The following is a 19269-nucleotide window of genomic DNA, read 5'->3' as shown; positions in this document are numbered from 1 at the left end:
TAACTTAAATCATGATTTTGTCAGACTATGCTTGCCGGATTAAGTCAGATATATGAACTTTAAAATTAAAATATATGAACATTAAAATAAATTCTTTTTTGAAAGTGAGTTGCTGCCTATTAAGCAGGCAATACAGACTCCATATTTCGCAAAGCCATTAATTCAATTTTTGCTATCAATGCAATAATATATATCATATCAGTCCCGCATCCTTTATGAAAAGTCCTTTATGAAAAGGTAGAGTTGCAAAAACTTTCCTTTGCGAAAAACCTTTCATTAAGTGCTTAAGCCCTCCTTTACCTTTTACTAATTTTCAATTAATCTGGTCTTTCTTGATTCTTATTTCTTTCATATATTTTAGAGATAGGCTATTCCGGTAATTTAAAATAAGCGAGTTTTGAATATTAAGCAAGTTTTGAACATTGGAGTGTGGAGGGTACGGCTGGAAAGTAGCTATTTGTAGGTTTTGTGCAGTTTTTCTGTGAATCTGTTCAGATTTGCTCTCTCAAGATGCACCTGGCTTAACTACTGCTAGAAATGGTGTCCTGCTTAACAACAGAAAAACTATCAAGGAAACTCACTGAAAAAAAGAAAAGAAACTCACTGAAAAAAGAAAATCAGAGAAAACTCAGAGATGCTGTCCAAGATGTTAGGACAGCTAGGTCATCTTAAATTTAAACACTCGGAAATTTAAACACTCGGATTTATGTAAGCAAATAGCCATAATTAAGGTAGGAGAAGGGGTAGGGGATGCGCTCCTAGGTGGGAGGTTTCACCCCATCCATCTCGAAAATCATTCTCAATTCAATCGCGTCTATAGCAGTCCTAGACTAGATCAGTTGTGAGAATAAGAGACTTTCTGAGAAGGAGTTCTAAGGGAACTCTTTTTCGGAATCTAAATAGGAGCGCTATACATTTTTCAGAATAAGCCTGTCGCAATAAGAAGGAGCAAATGCCACTGAGGTATCCTTTGACTATTTAATCTTTTTGTAATTTATTGAATTTGGAGTCAATGATACACTCCACTTAAGAAAAGCTTGTTATTGTTCTCGATCGGATAGTTGAATAATCTTTTCATTATTCAACCTTTAATTTAGCTTACACTAACGGTTGTTTTTTTGATAAAAGTCTGATCAAAAAGAGTGTTTAGTTCGCCTGAAACCGGAATTTCTAATCAAGGACATTTCTAATCAAGGACAGTTGTATGGTTGCAACACCACCGAAGCCAACACAGGATAGCTCTATTAGTGCCTATGGACAGGCGCGATCAACTGTGGAAGGGGCACCGTTGAGTGCGGAAGAGTTGCGAAAGCTTCATGCTTTCTGGCGAGCCAGCAATTATCTGGCAGTTGGGATGATCTATTTACGAGACAACCCCTTGCTTAAGGAACCCCTTAAGCCTGAACACATTAAACAGCGACTGCTCGGTCACTGGGGTTCCAGTCCTGGGATCAGCTTCCTCTACACCCATCTAAATCGAGTAATTAAAAAGTTTGACCAGGATATGTTGTTTATGGTGGGACCAGGGCATGGGGCACCAGGCTTTCTGGGTCCCTGCTACCTCGAAGGCAGCTATTCCCGTTTCTATTCTGAATGCTGTGAGAACGAAGCTGGAATGAAGCAGTTCTTCAAGCAATTCTCTTTCCCTGGCGGAGTTGGTAGCCACTGCACTCCTGAAACACCAGGTTCTATCCATGAGGGTGGTGAACTGGGGTATAGCCTTTCCCATGCCTTTGGTGCTGCTTTTGATAATCCCAATTTAATTGTGGTGTCTATGCCCGGTGATGGAGAGGCGGAAACAGGACCTCTGGCAACTTCCTGGCACTCCAACAAGTTTATCAACCCTGTTCGGGATGGTGCAGTCCTGCCAGTGCTGCACCTGAACGGTTACAAGATTAACAATCCAACTATTCTCTCTCGCATTAGCCATCGAGAGTTAAAGGCATTGTTCGAAGGCTATGGATACGAGCCTTATTTTGTTGAAGGTTCTGATCCTGAGTCGATGCATCAGGCGATGGCAGCAACCCTGGATCATTGCATTGCCAAGATTCATAGCATTCAGCAGGAAGCTCGTTCTAACGGTGTTGTGACCCGACCTATCTGGCCTATGATTGTGCTGCGATCGCCTAAAGGGTGGACAGGGCCAGATTATGTAGATGGTCACAAAGTTGAAGGGTTTTGGCGATCGCACCAGGTACCAATGGGCGGCATGCACAACAATCCTGAGCATGTAAAGCTGTTGGAAGAATGGATGAGGAGTTACAGGCCAGAAGAGCTGTTTGATGCTAATGGCACTCTGTTTCCTGAAATTAAAGAAATAGCACCACTTGGTGACAAGCGACTCGGCTCAACTCCCTATGCCAATGGCGGGTTGTTACTGCATGAGTTGAATATGCCTGATTTTCGGCAATATGGGGTGCAGGTTGAGCGACCCGGTGTGATTGAGGCTGGAAACACTGCACCACTGGGTGTGTTCTTGCGGGATGTGATGAAGAATAACATGACGAATTTCCGGGTGTTTGGGCCGGACGAGAATACATCGAACAAGTTGGGTGCGGTTTATGAAGTCAGCAAAAAATTCTGGATCGCGGAATACCTACCAGAGGATGAAGATGGTGGTGAGCTTGCTCCTGATGGTCGTGTTATGGAGATGTTGAGTGAGCATACGCTGCAAGGCTGGTTAGAAGGCTATTTACTAACTGGACGGCATGGGTTCTTCTCCACCTATGAGGCATTTGCCCATGTGATTGATTCCATGTTTAATCAGCACGCTAAATGGTTAGATATTTGCAATCACATTCACTGGCGAGAAGAGATTGCATCCCTTAACCTGCTGATTACTTCGACAGTTTGGCGACAGGATCATAATGGATTTACCCATCAAGATCCTGGCTTCATTGACGTGGTGCTGAATAAAAGTCCGGATGTGGTCCGCATTTACATGCCGCCAGATGTCAACACTCTGCTGTCAGTGGCAAATCACTGCTTACGTAGCAAGAATTACATTAATGTAATCGTGTCTGACAAGCAGATGCACTTGCAGTATCACAACATGGAATCGGCAATTAAGAACTGCACTAAGGGGATCGATATCTGGGAGTGGGCAAGTAATGATCAGGGAGTTGAGCCGGATGTGGTTCTGGCGACAGCGGGTGATATTCCTACAAAGGAATCACTGGCGGCAAACTGGATGTTGCGAGAGCATTTCCCCGATTTAAAGATTCGCTTTGTCAATGTGATTGATCTATTCAAATTACAGCCTGAATCAGAACATCCTCATGGGTTAAGCGATCGCGACTTTGATAGTCTCTTTACGCCTGATAAGCCAGTCATCTTCAACTTCCACGGCTATCCCTGGTTGATTCATCGACTCACCTACCGTCGTACCAACCACCACAACATCCATGTGCGCGGTTATAAGGAAAAGGGAAACATTAACACCCCACTCGATCTGGCAATCCGGAACCAGATTGATCGCTTCAGTATCGCGATCGATGTCATTGATCGGGTTCCTAAACTGATGGTGGCGGGTGCCCACGTGAAAGAGATGCTTAGAGATGAGCAAATTGATTGCACAAACTACGCCTACGAACACGGGATCGATCGCCCCGATGTTCTGAATTGGAAGTGGCCTTACTAGTGGACGATGGCATAAGTCCAGTAACTATTGGGTTGGAGAGTGGGGAGTAGGAAGGAGCCAGAATGGTATTCGTATTCCCGCTGTGCTGTACTAGTTGTTTAGTAAGACGTCGGGAGTTTAGAAATCCCATCTAAACTTCCGATGGCGTGACCGATTGTCCTGAAGTCTATGCTGACCAAACTGTATTGAGACTGAAGGAGAATGTTTTGTGAGAAGTTATCCAATTTTGCCCCAACTGTTTTCCGAGCAGAAGCTCAGAATGAAGCTCAGAATATTGAAAATATGCAGGTCTGTTCTGGTTGTTCAGCTTTCTCACCGTCTGAAGAACTTTGAGCTGACAGGCATCAAACAACAATCATCGTGATTCAACTGAGAAGGGCACAAGAGATGGGTGCCCTTTATTGCTCTAAGCAAATCTGGTGAAATCTATGAGCGCAATATTCAAACTATTTATGTGAGGAAAATTCTGGATTCTTGCGGTAGTCCAACCAGGAATATCAGCCTTTAAGGCAAAACTGGCTATTGTGATTTCTGCTTTCAAAATACCTGAGCCATTGAAAGGGAATTTGCACCTATCCTTACAGACGTGATTGAGAGAATGGATATATGAATATTCGTGAATCAAAAGTTGAAGTATTGGAAGACATTAAAGCACTAATCCCTGATGATAGATTGACATCGATTTTCAATGCATTTGCACGACTTGACTCAAACCAGGATGGCAAAATCGATATTGATGAATATCTCAGCTTTGCCCTGGCAAAGGAAAAGATTCGACAAACAAAAACATTTGAGGCTCTGGATAGCGATAAGGATGGGTGTATTGAGTTTGAGGAGTTCGTTGTTGCCGCTGAACCAACTTTCCCAATATTAAAGAGGTTTCGTGAACTGGACCTTGATCGAAATGGACTGCTTTCGCTTGAGGAAGCACTTGATATAGCAGATCGATTGGTCCTACCTCTTAGTAGATCACAAATTCAAACCATCATGGCTGAAGTTGATCGGGACAGGGATGGACAAATCACCTACTACGAATATCTAGGGGCGATCGCCCACATTGGATTTCAGTAATGTGTTTGAGATTGCCTGGAAACCTGAAACCTTTCCTACAGAATGTAAGCGGAACGGTTTTCTGCAACAGCCAAACTGTGAATTGACTCTGAACCCACACAAAATGCGTATGCTCCAGCAACTGACCTGCACCCTTAAAATTGCCCTGTTGATTTTCTTTGTCTTGCCTCCGTGGCTGACTCAAGTCGCGATCGCAGCTCCTGCTCCATCCTCCGAACTACCGATATTTCAGTTGCCCATCGACGTTGATAAACAAACAACAGTGAGAATCGATGGCGACAGCAGTATGGTTGTGATTAATCAGCTTTTGAAGGAACAATACCAGCAGCAATTTCCTGGCACTGAAGTAGAAATTGATACCCAGGGAACTGATACGGCTCTGCAAAGATTACTCAAGGATGAAATTGATCTGGCCGCGATCGGGCGACCATTGACCGCTTCTGAAAAAGCAAAAGGGTTGATCGAGATTCCCCTCAGCCAGGAGCGAATTGCCGTCATTGTCGGACGAGACAACCCGTTTAAGGGGAATTTAACGGTTGAGCAGTTTATCAAGATTGTTCGCGGTGAAATTACCGATTGGGCAGAAGTTGGAGGTGCGCCTAGTGCGATTCGCTTCATTGACCGCCCCACCAATAGCGACACCCGAATTGCTCTGAGCCGCTATGGCATTTTTCAGGATGGCGGTTTTACCACTGGAGCTAATGCCGTTCAAATGGAAAGCGATGATACGGCTGCAATCATTCAGCAATTAGGGAGAGACGGTATCGGATACGCGATCGCCAGTCAACTGGTCAACCAGAACAAAGCCCGCATTGTCAAGCTTGTTGTCATGCATGAGGCATTACCGGATGACCCGCTCTATCCCTATGCTCAACCTCGTGGTTATGCCTATAAAAAATCACCTGATTTAGCTGCCAGTTCTTTCCTCGGTCTGGCAACCGCAGAACCTGGAAAGGTGGCGATTAATACCGCCAAAACTACAGAAGCTAAGGCTGTCAGCAGTGCCCTGAAGCCAATTTCTAAAATCTCTATTATTCAGATGCCAGAGCCTGAAACCTCTGCATTTTCTCAAACCCTGAAAGTAATTCCCCTCTGGTTACGGCTGGTTTTACCTCTGACTCTGGTGGGATTGATTTTGCAGTGGGTTCTCAAATGGCTGGAGAGAAAACCCGCGTCATCAACCTCTGTTGTGGTTCCGCAATCCTTAGAAGATGAACCGATCGGCGATCGCGGCTCGACCATGAAGGCGGAAATTATTGAGGCCAATTCTGTTGTTGAAGAATTGGCTGCAAATGTGTCTGAACCCATGACTGAACCTGAAGCGATTGTTACTGAACCCGCAACCCTAGTAACGGCTCCACAATCTGCTGTTCCTCAATCGCCTGGCACAGTTAACGCAATCGCCAGTGTAGTCCCGGTTGGAGATGTCCATACAGGTTATTCAGTAGAAACATTCAAGCAAGCATTCCGCGACAATATGCTGCGATTTCGGGATAAAACTTTAGAGCAGGCAACACCGCAAGATTACTACACGGTGCTGGCGTACATGGTGCGCGATCGCCTGCTGCAATTTAATACGCCTGAAACCTACCTGAATTGCCCCAATGTTCGGTGGGTAGGCGAGCTTTCCCCTGAATATATGCCAGGTCCACACCTGATGAACAACCTGATTAATTTAGGGATTATGGATACGGTGCAGCAAGGCATACAGGAGTTGGGTCAGGATCTAACGGTTATTAGCGACCAGGAAGAAGAGCCGGGGCTTGGCAAAGGCGGCCTGGGACGATTGATGGTTTGCTATCTCGATTCTCTCTCAACTCAAGGGATTCCGGCGATCGGCTATGGTCTTCGCTACGAATATGGCATCTTTGATCAACAAATTCAGAATGGTTGGCAGGTCGAAGTCCCCGACACCTGGCTGCAATTCGGTAATCCCTGGGAAATTGAGCGCCCCGAAGGAATGCAGGAAGTGAAATTTGGTGGACGCACCGAAGCCTATCTGGATGAACAAGGTCGTTATCGGGTGCGCTGGATTCCTCAGGGAGTGATTAAAGGGTTTCCCTACGACACGCCAATTCTGGGTTATCGAGCCAGCACAGTCAACCTGCTGCGACTGTGGCGGGCAGAAACCGCAGATAACCTCTGTAAAACTCTCTACCCAGTTGATGGGGATGATCAGGGGCGGGCGGTACGCCTGAAACAACAGTTTTTCCTGATCTCCTGCTCATTGCAGGACGCCATCCGATTACACCTCCAGGCAGGGCACCCGATCGCCCAATTGCATGAGCGGTTTAATCTACAACTGAATGATACAGATTCGGCACTGGCCGTTGTGGAACTGCTGCGCCTACTGCTTGATGAACAGGGTATTGGGTGGGAGCAGGCATGGGAGATAACCCGCAACACCCTGTCCTATACAAACCATAGCCTCATGCCTGAAACTCTGGATGATTTGTGGTCAGTGGGTCTGTTGGGTTCCGTTTTACCCCGGCATCTGGAAATTGTACTGGAGATTAATACCCGTTTTCTAGAAGAGGTTCGCAGTCAATATCCGAATGATGACAACCGAATTCGTCATCTGTCGTTGATTAGTGAAGTGGGCGATCGCTACCTCCGCCTGACTAATCTTGCCTGTGTTGGCAGTCATGCCATTAATGGTGTTTCTACTCTACACACCAAACTGCTGGAACAAAAGACCCTGCCAGATTTCTACACTCTATACCCAGGCAAATTTAGCAACAAAACCAACGGCATTTCCCCCCGCCGCTTCCTGCTGTTGAGCAATCCAGCCCTATCTGATCTGATCACTCGTCGGATTGGAGGTGGCTGGATCACCAACCTGGATGAGTTGCAGCAATTAACGGTAGCTGCTGATGACTGGAGTTTCCGGCAGGAATGGCGAAATGTGAAACAGTCTGCCAAACAGTCGCTCATGACTGAAATTCAGAAACGGACTGGAATTCAAGTGGACACCAGTTCCTTATTTGATGAGCAGGCAATGATCATGCACGAATACAAGCGGCAGCACCTGAATGTTTTGCACATTCTGACCCTGTACAACCGGATCAAGAACAATCCTTACATCGACATTACTCCATGCACTTTTATCTTCAGTGGCAAAGCGGCTCCCGACTACTTCATCGCAAAGCTGATGATCAAACTCATCCATTCTGTAGCGGATGTCATTAATCATGACTCGGATGTGCTGGGGCGATTGAAGGTTGTTTTCCTACCTGACTTCACAATCAAGCTGGCTCAACGCATTTATCCTGCGATCGAATTATCAGAACATATTTCCACCGCGGGAACCGAAGCGGCCGACACCGGTAACATGATTGCCGCCCTCAACGGAGCGTTGATCATTGGCACTCCGGACGGTTCTAATCTGGAAATTCGAGATGCCATTGGTGGAGAAAACTTCTTTCAGTTTGGCAAGGATGCTCAGGAGGTAGAAGACCTGCGATCGCAAAATTACAACCCCTATGAGATATATAACAGCAATCCCGAACTAAAAGGTGCGATCGACTTGTTAACGTCCGGTGTTTTGTCAAATGGCGACACAGAGTTGTTCAGACCACTGGTGCACCTGCTGCTGTCCAACGATTATTATCTGCTGCTGGCAGATTATGCCTCCTACATCTCCTGCCAGGAGCGAGTCAGCCAAGCTTACCGTAATTCCGATAACTGGACGCGGATGTCTATTCTCAGCACATCCCGAATTGGCAAATTTTCCAGCGATCGCGCTGTTCGTGAATACAACCAGACCATCTGGCACGTTAAACCTGTAACTGAGTTGCGGGAATATGTCCAGGCATAGGCAGAAAATCTGCTGATGTTAGTTAATCCAGCAAATCTCAATTCACTAAACAATCATCAATTCACTAAACAAGCAAGTGAGGTACAAAATGGAAGGCTGCGTTGTGACCGATTTGAGAGTTCATAGCAAACATAATTGCTACGTACTACCGTCAGAAGTGATGCAAAAAATTGAGAATGAGATTTCCGTTTCTACCAGGCTGGAACCAGGAATCAACATCATCAAGATTCGGAGTGGGTCGTTTGACTATATTGAGAGCGATCGCCAGATTGGTGAACCGCTTGTACTGCTCTGGATCTACGGGGGCAAATTCATCAACAAGAAAACGGGAGTTGAAGTGGGTGCAACCTGGTCATCTTTGAATGGTTACGACGATACCCTCACCCTTGAAGTTTTGGAACCTGCCACCCTCAGCGCTTTCTTTTTCGACACCCATATCGATGACAACGAAGGAGAAGTTCATCTCTCCGTTGTCCGAATTTAAGTTGTCTGGATTTAACCGGATATTTGAAAAGGTATGGCCCGTGGTGTTGCATTTGACTGACTCATAAGAGCAAGCATTCGACCACCCACTGACCTCACAGACAGCTACAGAATGCTTGCTCTCCCAGCCTCTTTCTTTGAGAAGGTTTTTGCCCCTTGTTTATCAACAGTTGAGTCTCACAAGGAACAGGATCTCATGTTGCAGCCATCCCAGAAACTCATCCAGCTTTCAGCCTTGTTGTTAACAGTCGGTGCTATATTCAGGCCATTTCTAGAAACTCTCGCGGTTCCAGCCCAGGCACAGTCTACCAGTCCTAATGCCACATTTCCCTTGCCGACTTCATTGCCTGGCGGTGCCATTGTAGAGGTAGATGGTTCCAGTAGTATGGCAATCATCAACGAGTTGTTAAAAAAGCGGTTTACTGAAAAGTTTCCCGGCACGACCGTTAATTTCGCAGAAAATGGTAGCGATGAGGCAGTGAAAGCCCTGCTGGATGGTCGGGCGAACCTGGCAGCCATAGGACGACCGCTGACTGCACAGGAAAAAGCTAAAGGCCTAATTCTGGCACCTGTTAGCCGAGAGAAAATTGCTATTATTGTGGGTGCTGATAATCCCTTTAAGGGCAATGTCACCTTTGAGCAATTTGCCAGGATGTTCCGGGGTGAAATTACTGATTGGTCGCAGGCGGGTGGACAACCTGGAAGAATTCGGTTTATTGATCGCCCTGAAACCAGCGATACTCGCCGTTCCCTCAGCAACTACAAGGTATTTCAATCGGCTCCCTTTGAAAATGGTGCAACCACAACCCGCCTCACCCAGGATGATACCGCTTCCGTTGTGAAGGAACTGGGAACCGATGGGATTGGCTATGCGATCGCAGATCATGTCAAAGCACTACCAGGAGTAAGGGTTTTAGAAATGCACGGTACCTTGCCTGACGATCCCCGTTACCCCTACTCTCAACCGCGTGGATACGTCTATAAACAGGGTGTTACGGACCCTGCAACTCTGGCATTTTTGGGCTTTGTCACATCCAAACCTGGACAGGAAATTTTGCAAGAAGCGAAACAACAGGAAGTGGAACAACAGGGAGCGGAACAACAGGGAGCGATCGCCACCAGCCCTGAAGCAACCCTATCTCCCAGCCCTACACCAACAACCGCAACAGCCCTTGCCCCTGCAACAACAGCAACGGTCGCAACTGAAACCAAACAGGGGTTTCCCTGGTGGCTCTGGCTGCTAGGCATTCCCCTCCTGGGCGGATTGTTTTGGTGGTTACTGAAGGGACGCGGAGGAGAGGTCGCTCCAGTGGCGACAACCGCTCGCCCAGTGCCTTCTCCTGCCCCTGTTCCCACGCCTGTCCCCATTGCCAAACCCTCCGCAAATCGCATAGTCCTGACACCCCGCAATTGTAGAGATGCTTATGCTTACTGGGAAGTCTCTGATCAACGCAAAGCAGAACTACGGCGGCAGGGTGGACGTAACCTGGCATTACGCCTCTATGACGTGACCGGAATTGACCTGGATCTCCAGCGACCACACAGTGTTCGAGAGTTTGAATGTCAGGAAACAGAAACCGATCGCCATCTCCCAATTGAGCATGATGACCGTGATTATCTGGTTGACCTGGGCTACGTTACGGATGATGGCCGCTGGCTGAGACTTGCCCGTTCAGCCCAGGTGCATGTACCTGCCTGCCTCCCGACAGCAGTTTCTCCAAATATTGGTGGAGTAGCAGCCCTGGCAGGAGGAGCCGCAGCCGTTGGAGCTGGAATGGTTGCCCGATCGCAATCCGCTGATCGGCCTCGTAAACAGGTTGAAACTGGCAGTCGAATTATTCTGACCCCACGCAACAGCAAGGATGCCTATGCCTATTGGGAAGCTAATGAAGCCGACAGGTCGGTTCTCAGACGCCAGGGCGGCAAGAAAATGATGTTGCGCCTTTATGATGTTACTGACATCAACATGGATGACCAGTACCCCCACAGCGTTCAACAATTTGATGTGAGTGAGGCAGACCAGGACAAACACCTGCCCATTCCTGTTAGCGATCGCGACTACATCGTTGAGGTTGGATATGTCACCGAAGAAGGACGTTGGCTAAAACTGGCACGCTCAAACCATGTTCGTGTTCCGGCGGAGGTTGTTCTGAGTGGACTCGGTGCCATCGCAGGGGGGACGGCATTGGTTGGGGCAGGAATCGCAACCCAATCTGCTGCAACAGATAGCCCTTCCCCGAAAAATATCGTCAGCGACACCTCAGTTGTGCCATCCTCTCCCACTATGGAAGGAAAGTGTGCAATTCAGGAATTGACTGTTCACAGCCGCAAGAATTGCTACTTGCTTAATGCCGACCAAATGCGGCAACTGGAGAATAATATCTCCGTACCCAAAAGCCTTGCCTCCGGCAGCTATATTGTGCGACTGAAAAGTGGAACATTCAGCTATCACGTAGAGGGAGCCCTGAGAGGGGAGCCTCTGGTTTTGCTATGGATTCATGGTGGGCGGTTCATCAATCAGAAAACGAATGTTCCCGTAAATGCCACCTGGTCAACATTGAACGGATACGACGAAACCCTTTGTTTAGAGGTGTTAGAACCAGCAACATTGCATGCTTTCTTCTTTGATACTTACATTGAAGACAATACTAGCGAAGTGATCGTTTCTGTGATTCAACATTCATCGACTTATAGCGTTCACAAATAGTTTATGAACAAAGAAGAGGGGGCTTTGCCCCAAGGCAGGGGTGAAACCCCTTGCACTGCGTTCAAATTTCAAGAAAGATCGATTTAGCAATTTCTAATCGGGTTAACTAAGCTCCGGCAATAGGGTTTTGGTAAGAACTGGAGAAGATCAGCTATCGACTCCAGCAAAAGTGAATATTTAGGGAGAAAGTAAACCCAACACTCATTACCTGGCAATATCAACAACCAACAGGAGTAGCGATTACTATGGTTGATGTCATTTCCAACAACATTCAAATTGAAGACGATCGCACTGGGATTAGTATCGAAACGCTGAAGCGGGCATTTCTAGATAACCTGTTCTACATTCAGGCAAAGTTTCCCAAAATCTCAACTAAAAATGATTACTACATGGCATTAGCGTATACGGTGCGCGATCGCCTGCTCAATCGGTGGCTCCAGACTACCCAGACCTACCTAGAAAAGGCACCCCGGATGGTTGCCTACCTGTCTGCCGAGTTTCTTATGGGACCTCATTTAGGCAACAATCTGATCAACCTGGGACTTTACGACGTAGTGAAACAGGCAATGGAGGAACTGGGACTCAACCTGACCGATTTGCTGGAACAAGAAGAAGAACCCGGATTAGGTAATGGTGGTTTAGGTCGTCTGGCCGCTTGCTACATCGACTCTCTGGCAACGCTGGAAATTCCTGCGATCAGCTACGGCATCCGTTACGAATATGGCATCTTTGATCAGGAAATTAAAGACGGCTGGCAAGTTGAAATCACAGATAAATGGCTGCGATATGGCAATCCCTGGGAAGTTGCTCGTCCAGAAGCAGAGTTAGAAGTTAAGTTTGGTGGACGCACTGAAGCTTATACTGACGAGCATGGCCGCTACCGTATCCGTTGGGTTCCCTACAAAGTCGTCAAAGGTGTTCCTTACGATACGCCAATTCTGGGTTTCCAAACCAATACTGCCAATACCTTGCGCCTGTGGAAAGCAGAAGCCCCAGAATCGTTCGACTTTGAAGCCTTTAATAAAGGTGATTACTTCGGAGCGGTTCACGAGAAAAGTGAATGCGAAAACATCACCAAAGTTCTTTATCCCAACGATGAATCCTATCAAGGTAAGCAACTGCGACTGGAGCAACAGTACTTCTTTGTCTCCTGTTCTTTGCAGGATATGATCCGCATGATGAAGATACAAAATATTGCTCTGGATCGATTCCACGAACACTATGCGATTCAGTTAAATGATACCCATCCAACCATTGCTGTTGCTGAGTTGATGCGACTCTTACTTGACGAGCATGGATTTGATTGGGATAAAGCCTGGAACATTACTACTAGGACCTTCGCCTACACGAACCATACGTTGCTGCCAGAAGCACTGGAGCGCTGGCCTCTGGGTATGTTTGGCAGCCTGTTACCCCGTCATCTGGAACTGATTTACGAAATTAATCGCCGTTTCCTGGATGACGTTCGGATTAGATTCCCAGATGATTTTGATCGCATCCGTCGCATGTCGATTATTGACGAGAGTGGTGAGCGATATGTTCGTATGGCTAATCTTGCCTGTGTAGGTAGCTATGCTGTCAACGGAGTTGCAGAGCTGCACAGTGAATTATTGAAGCAGACTGTATTACGTGACTTCTACGAAATGTATCCAGAAAAGTTTACTAATGTCACCAACGGAGTCACGCCCCGTCGCTTTATGGTGTTAAGTAACCCCCGGCTAGCCAATCTCATCACCAGCAAGATTGGAGATGGCTGGATCAAGAATCTGGATGAACTGCGGAAACTAGAGAACTTCATTTACGATCCAGGTTTTCGTGACGAATTCCGTCAGGTAAAACAAGCTGTTAAGCAAGATCTGGCGAATTATATTCGAGCAAACTACAACATTGATATTGATCCAAATTCGCTATTCGATATTCAGGCAAAACGCATCCATGAATACAAACGGCAACACCTGAATGCACTCTATATCATCACACTCTACAACCGGATAAAAGCCAATCCTGATCTGGATATTACAGCGCGCACCTTCCTGTTTGGTGGTAAAGCGGCTCCTGGTTATTACATGGCGAAGCTGATTATTAAATTGATCAATTCGATCGCTGAGGTCATCAATCATGACCCGGATATGCGCGGTCGGCTCAAAGTTGTTTTCATGAAGGATTACAATGTCAAGTTTGCCCAGCGCGTCTATCCTGCTGCCGATCTCTCCGAGCAAATTTCTACTGCCGGTAAGGAAGCCTCTGGCACAGGCAATATGAAGTTCTCCATGAACGGCGCTCTCACAATCGGAACCCTCGACGGAGCAAATATCGAAATTCGAGAGGCAGTAGGTGCTGATAACTTCTTCCTGTTTGGCTTGACGGCTGAAGAAGTGCTTGCTAAGAAAGCAACTGGGTACAATCCCTGGGATTACTACAATAGCAACAATGAATTGAAGCTGGTCATTGATCGCATCTCTTCCGGGTTCTTCTCCCACGGTGACCCCAACCTGTTCAAGCCATTGTTAGACTCACTGCTGTACCGCGACGAATATCTCCTGCTGGCAGACTATCAGTCCTATGTAGAATGTCAGGATCGAGTAAGTAAGGCATACCGCGATCGGGATCACTGGATTCGGATGTCCATTTTGAATATAGCGCGGATGGGCAAATTCTCCAGCGATCGCTCCATTCGTGATTATCTCCAGAAAATCTGGAAAGTCCCTTCTGTTCAGGTAGACGTACCCGAATACAGCCAATCAAACAGTGATCTGAAGCTCAACGTTTAAGAGAAGGCGTTGCTGAGAAGCGAGATGAATTGAAACGAAGTTTCAAGCATCCAGCACCTTTTTCATCCCTAGAAGCAATGCCTAAGAGCGTAGAAGAATAAAGTGGTGGGAGGGTGAAAGACGGCCTTCACTACCCCATCGCCCTCATACTCTTCGGGCAGGCTTCGCTACCCTACCCTCTCACCTACCACCTGTTCCCCTCCCACCCTAATGAAACCATTGATCCATCGCACCAAAATTGTGGCAACAATTGGTCCAGCAAGCGATTCTCCCGAAATGATTCGCAAACTGATGCTGGCAGGAATGAATGTGGCGCGGCTCAACTTTTCCCACGGTAACTATGAGGATCACGCTAAACGGATCAAACGATTGCGAGATATTTCTGAAGAACTGGACTTGCCGTTGATGCTCCTGCAAGACCTTCAGGGACCAAAGATCCGGGTGGGTGACTTGCCTGCTGAAGGGATAATCTTGAATGAAGGAGACAGCCTCACTCTAGTTCCAATCGCTGACTACACAGGACAACCCAATACTGTTGGCATCGACTATCCCTACGTGGCAGAGGAAGCAGAACCGGGAACGCAGGTTTTGTTGGATGATGGCTTGTTGGAATTGCGAGTCGAAAAAATCGATGGCAATGTGGTTCAGTGCAAAGTGGTGGAGGGAGGAGTTCTCAAAAGCCGCAAGGGTGTTAACTTTCCAACACTGAATCTACGCCTGCCCTCCATGACTGAAAAGGACCAGCGTGACTTGGACTTTGGCATTGAGCAAGGAGTAGACATCATTTCCCTCAGCTTTGTCCGTAAACCGGAGGATATTCAAACGCTTAAGGCTTTGCTGAAGGAGAAAAAAGTGGACATTCCTGTGATGGCAAAGCTGGAGAGGCCCCAGGCGATCGCTAACCTGGAAGCGATTGTCGATGAGTGCAATGCCATCATGGTGGCACGAGGCGATCTAGGTGTGGAAATGAGTCCGGAGAAGGTGCCCTTGATTCAGAAGCGGATCATCCAACTGTGCAACCGAAAGGGCATTCCGGTGATTACAGCAACTCAAATGTTGGACAGCATGATTCATAATCCTCGTCCTACCCGTGCGGAGGCCAGTGATGTAGCGAACGCAATTATGGATGGTACCGATGCTGTCATGCTCTCTGGCGAGTCGGCTGTAGGCAATTACCCGGTAGAGTCAGTCAAGATGTTGGCGCGGATTGCGACCGAAGTTGAACCTGCGGTCCAATTTGTCAACTATCCAGCCAATCATCCTGATGATGCCAATGCCATCAGTGAGGCTTTACATGCGATCGATGACACCGTCAATCTGCAATGTATTGTCGCCTTTACAGAGACAGGCTACACCGCTGAACTTGCATCAGCAGAACGACCAAAGGCTCCCATCGTTGCCTATACACCAAACCCCAGAGTCTATCGCCGTCTCAGCTTAAACTGGGGTGTTAGACCCGTCTTGTCAAAAGCCTTTGAAGGCACCTTGACCGATGTTTTATCGCAAGTGGAGGCAGACTTGATTCAGCGCAACTTTGCAGCGCCTGGCGATAAGGTGCTGGTTATGGGTGGAATTCCATTTGGCAAGGCAGGCGGTACTAACTTCCTCAAAATTCACACGATCTCATCTAAGGGCTGTCAGGAAAGGGGCTGAGAGCCAGATCTGAGCAATTACCCCTCACCCTCAGGCTTTCTATCCGAGTCTTTAAAGGCGTCTTCAAGGCTAAGGTCAAAATTCTCTGTATTTTCTGGAAACAGATTCTCAACGTCCAGGCCAGCACCTTCGGCAGAGACATCGTCAAACAACCCTTCCAGATTATTCAGATCAATCGTGCCCTCTGGCTCAAACTGAATCTCAATGTCTACCCCTTGGACGGCATCCTCAGCAACTGTCTCACTAGGGAGCCTCCCTTCCAGATTAAAGTCTTCGAGCGGGGCAGATTCTTCTGCCAGCAAATCGGTTGTTAAAATCGGTTGCTCTGCGATCGCCTCTGCAAATGGATTTTCCAGACCCATGGGCAAATGAGATTTGTTTTGTTCCTCAAAGAAGGCATCAATATCTGATGTAACCTCTTCAACCAGATTGGAGGAAGACTCCAGGCTAAAGTCAGCAGCCTTCTCAGATTGTTCCTGAAAGAGTCCATCAATATTCGGGAACAATGCTTCTTCTGTCACGGGTGAGGAAGATTCTGAGGAAAGATCTGGAATGGCTTCAGATTCCTCTTGAAGAAGGGCTTCTCTTTCTGAAGAAGATATATCTTCACCATCGGAAGAAACCATTTCAGTCGCTGGAGGAGTGTCCTCAGCTTCATTGAAGGAATCATCCCAGTTTGTATCGGGAGTTATTCCAGACAATTCTCCAATTCCAGGCGATTCTTCAAACAGTGAATCGCCATCAGAAACTTCATCTACAGAACCTTCCTCAAGGTTGGCTAAGGCTATCTCCAGGTTCAAATCTGGACTTATTTCCAGCGGTTCCTCCAACGGTTTCTGGAAGAGGGAGTTCACTTCAGGGGGTGCTGTTTCACCAGTATCGAAAGGCATGTCCAGATCGCTGTCGAGATCCGCTTCAGCCAATTCCTTCAGAATCTCATCCTCACCTGAAGCACTCTCTTCCACAATCTCAGAAGTCTCCAGGTTTGCGGCTGGAGTTTCTTCTGAGGCAAAGGAAAAATCGAAGCCTGTTTCTGAAGTGACTTCAGATTGTTCCTGAGATTGTTCCTGGAAAAGCCCGGTTATCTCAGCAGAAGATATGGTTTCAGTCTCAAAGGAAGGGATATCGGACCCCATATCTAAAATTGCTTCAGACTGTGCCTCAAAAGATGTATCTATATTGGCAAGCAAATTTTCGGAAATCGTTGCCTCTGGAGCTTCTTCCAGGTTGGAATCAACTGCTGATTCTGGTTCGAATTGAAGCGTTTCTTCCACCACTAAAGTTTCTTCAATAGTAGGCTCTTCTTGAAAAAGTCCCGCGATCGCCGCATCAGCAGAACCGAGTTCATCAGATTGATTCGCTAAGGACAATTCCTCAGTAACTGGCTCTTCTTGAAAAAGCCCCGCGATCGCCGCATCAGCAGAACCGAGTTCATCAGATTGATCCGCTAAGGACAACTCCTCAGTAACTGGCTCTTCTTGAAAAAGCCCCGCGATTGCCGCATCAGCAGAACCGGGTTCATCAGATTGATCCGCTAAGGACAACTCCTCAGTAACTGGCTCTTTTTCTTGAAGGAGTCCTTCAATTAGAGCATCCGTAGAATCAATTTCACTTGTTTGGTTAGCTGGAGTTTCTGCTTCAAACAATTCTTCAACAGATGGAAAAGATTCTTTCTCGGTCACTTTTTCCATCACTTCTGTCACTTCTGTAGCGATAGTTTCTGCGATCGCTGCATCGGCAATTCCTTCTACAATCGTCTCTTCATTAACTAATTCGGCATGGATTGTAGCGGGCTCATCCAATCCCTCTGGGGAAACCTTTTGCTCAAGAACAACTTCCCCGGTGGATTGGCGAAACTGCTTTCTGACATAGGTTGGCTTGCTCTCTTTCTTCTTGAACAGGCCCCTTGCCACATCACTAAAGATCGCAAACACACTGGTTGCTTTTTCTTTCAGAGGTGGAACTGATTTTGTTGTATTTTCAGCCGCAGCATAGGCTGCTTCCTTGACATCTCTGGCGGCTTTGCTAGAACCAATACCGATTTGCTCAGAAACCTCATGAACCTGATCTGAAGCTTCCTCGGTCAAGGTTTCAAACGCTTCACCTGGCGTCATCTCTGAGGATGGTGCTTGCTCAACGGCATCGGCGATCGCCTCCTCAACATGGGCGATCGTCTCTTCAGTGTCAATGTCTATATCTACATCCACTGGGGCTTCAACCATTGGCTTGCGGCGAGCCGATGCGAAATCTTCTGGAGTGAGAGGTATGTAGGGTTCATCTAGCTCAGGTTTTACTACAACCTTGGGCTTACCCACACTGCCAGTCAAGTCCTGAATTTGGTTTCTCAACTTTTCAAATTGACTGACAACTTGCCCAGACAGCTTGGAGAAGGTTTCAGGCTTGGACAAATTCGACAGTATTCCCTTCAATTCATCGGAACTGGGAAGTGCCGTTTGTTCCTCTAGTGGAGTGACTTGCCGCCGCATCATCAACGTTTGCCAGCCCAACCAACCCAGCAAAGCCACACTTGCTGTTTGCCCTAACAGCAACCCTCCCCGAATACGTTCAGCACAAACCCACAACACCAAAGCATAGAACAACCCGACCCCGCTCCAAATAAAATCATTTTTGCGGTGTATCTCTGGGAAAAAAAAGGCAGCCATATAAAGGGCGAAACTGCCTAAGCCAACGACCAGTGCCAGAAGATATGCCAGCATAATTGCCGCTCCAACCGTGCCTGAGGACTACCTATTAACTTTACTCCGCCAAAGAGGGATGAGATTTAAGTTTTAAGAGAATATGTTAAGAAACCTAAAGATCTCTTCCACTTTTGATTCCTCAAATAAAGAATTTGATTCCTTCAGATAAAGAAACATTTGCAGGACATTGGACAATCGCGATCAGGAAAGATTTGTTTGCGTTTCCTCACCTCGCTAAAACCGCCCCATTTCCGTTTCTATTGAGGCTCCCTTCTTTCTATCCCTTTCCTCTTTTGCGTTCCCCTCCATGTTTCCCCTGTTTTTCCTTTCTCTAACAGGGCTAATTGCGTCACAGCTTAATCTTATTTTCCAAGCTTTCCTGATGGGATCGGGCTACGCTGGGAGGAATAGACAGCCCCAGCATTTGC

The 19269-nt window shown here is 47.1% G+C and carries 8 protein-coding genes; 7 read left to right on the top strand and 1 reads right to left on the bottom strand.

Annotated elements, in window-relative coordinates; translation table 11 throughout:
• The first annotated feature begins 1204 nt into the window (after positions 1 to 1204).
• From P4D80_RS13730 to pyk, 7 genes are all read left to right on the top strand, one after another.
• Positions 1205 to 3640, top strand: a complete 2436-nt coding sequence (locus P4D80_RS13730; RefSeq protein ID WP_421654566.1) for a phosphoketolase family protein — start codon at positions 1205 to 1207, stop codon at positions 3638 to 3640.
• A gap of 606 nt (positions 3641 to 4246) precedes the next feature.
• Entirely contained in the window at positions 4247 to 4711 is a 465-nt protein-coding gene (locus P4D80_RS13725) for an EF-hand domain-containing protein (protein ID WP_421654565.1), read from the top strand.
• Between the two features lies 1 nt (position 4712).
• A complete protein-coding gene (gene glgP, locus P4D80_RS13720) occupies positions 4713 to 8528 on the top strand; it encodes a glycogen/starch/alpha-glucan family phosphorylase (RefSeq protein WP_421654564.1) in 3816 nt (1271 codons plus the stop codon).
• Positions 8529 to 8616: 88 nt separating this feature from the next.
• On the top strand, positions 8617 to 9012 hold the full coding sequence (locus tag P4D80_RS13715; RefSeq protein ID WP_421654563.1) for a hypothetical protein: 396 nt from the start codon (positions 8617 to 8619) through the stop codon (positions 9010 to 9012).
• 195 nt (positions 9013 to 9207) lie between these two features.
• On the top strand, positions 9208 to 11718 hold the full coding sequence (locus tag P4D80_RS13710) for a DUF4912 domain-containing protein (protein WP_421654562.1): 2511 nt from the start codon (positions 9208 to 9210) through the stop codon (positions 11716 to 11718).
• 245 nt (positions 11719 to 11963) lie between these two features.
• Positions 11964 to 14489, top strand: a complete 2526-nt coding sequence (locus tag P4D80_RS13705; protein WP_421654561.1) for a glycogen/starch/alpha-glucan phosphorylase — start codon at positions 11964 to 11966, stop codon at positions 14487 to 14489.
• Between the two features lie 210 nt (positions 14490 to 14699).
• On the top strand, positions 14700 to 16142 hold the full coding sequence (pyk, locus tag P4D80_RS13700; protein WP_421654560.1) for a pyruvate kinase: 1443 nt from the start codon (positions 14700 to 14702) through the stop codon (positions 16140 to 16142).
• A gap of 17 nt (positions 16143 to 16159) precedes the next feature.
• Here the strand turns inward: pyk and P4D80_RS13695 are convergent, their stop codons facing one another.
• Positions 16160 to 18859, bottom strand: coding sequence for a Ycf66 family protein (locus P4D80_RS13695; RefSeq protein ID WP_421654559.1), 2700 nt, complete (start codon positions 18857 to 18859; stop codon positions 16160 to 16162).
• Positions 18860 to 19269: the final 410 nt, after the last annotated feature.

Source organism: Leptothermofonsia sp. ETS-13 (assembly GCF_049200465.1).
GTDB lineage: Bacteria > Cyanobacteriota > Cyanobacteriia > Leptolyngbyales > Leptolyngbyaceae > Leptothermofonsia.
Note: the sequence above shows the minus strand (reverse complement) of the source record. Positions and strands in the feature narration are given on the sequence as shown.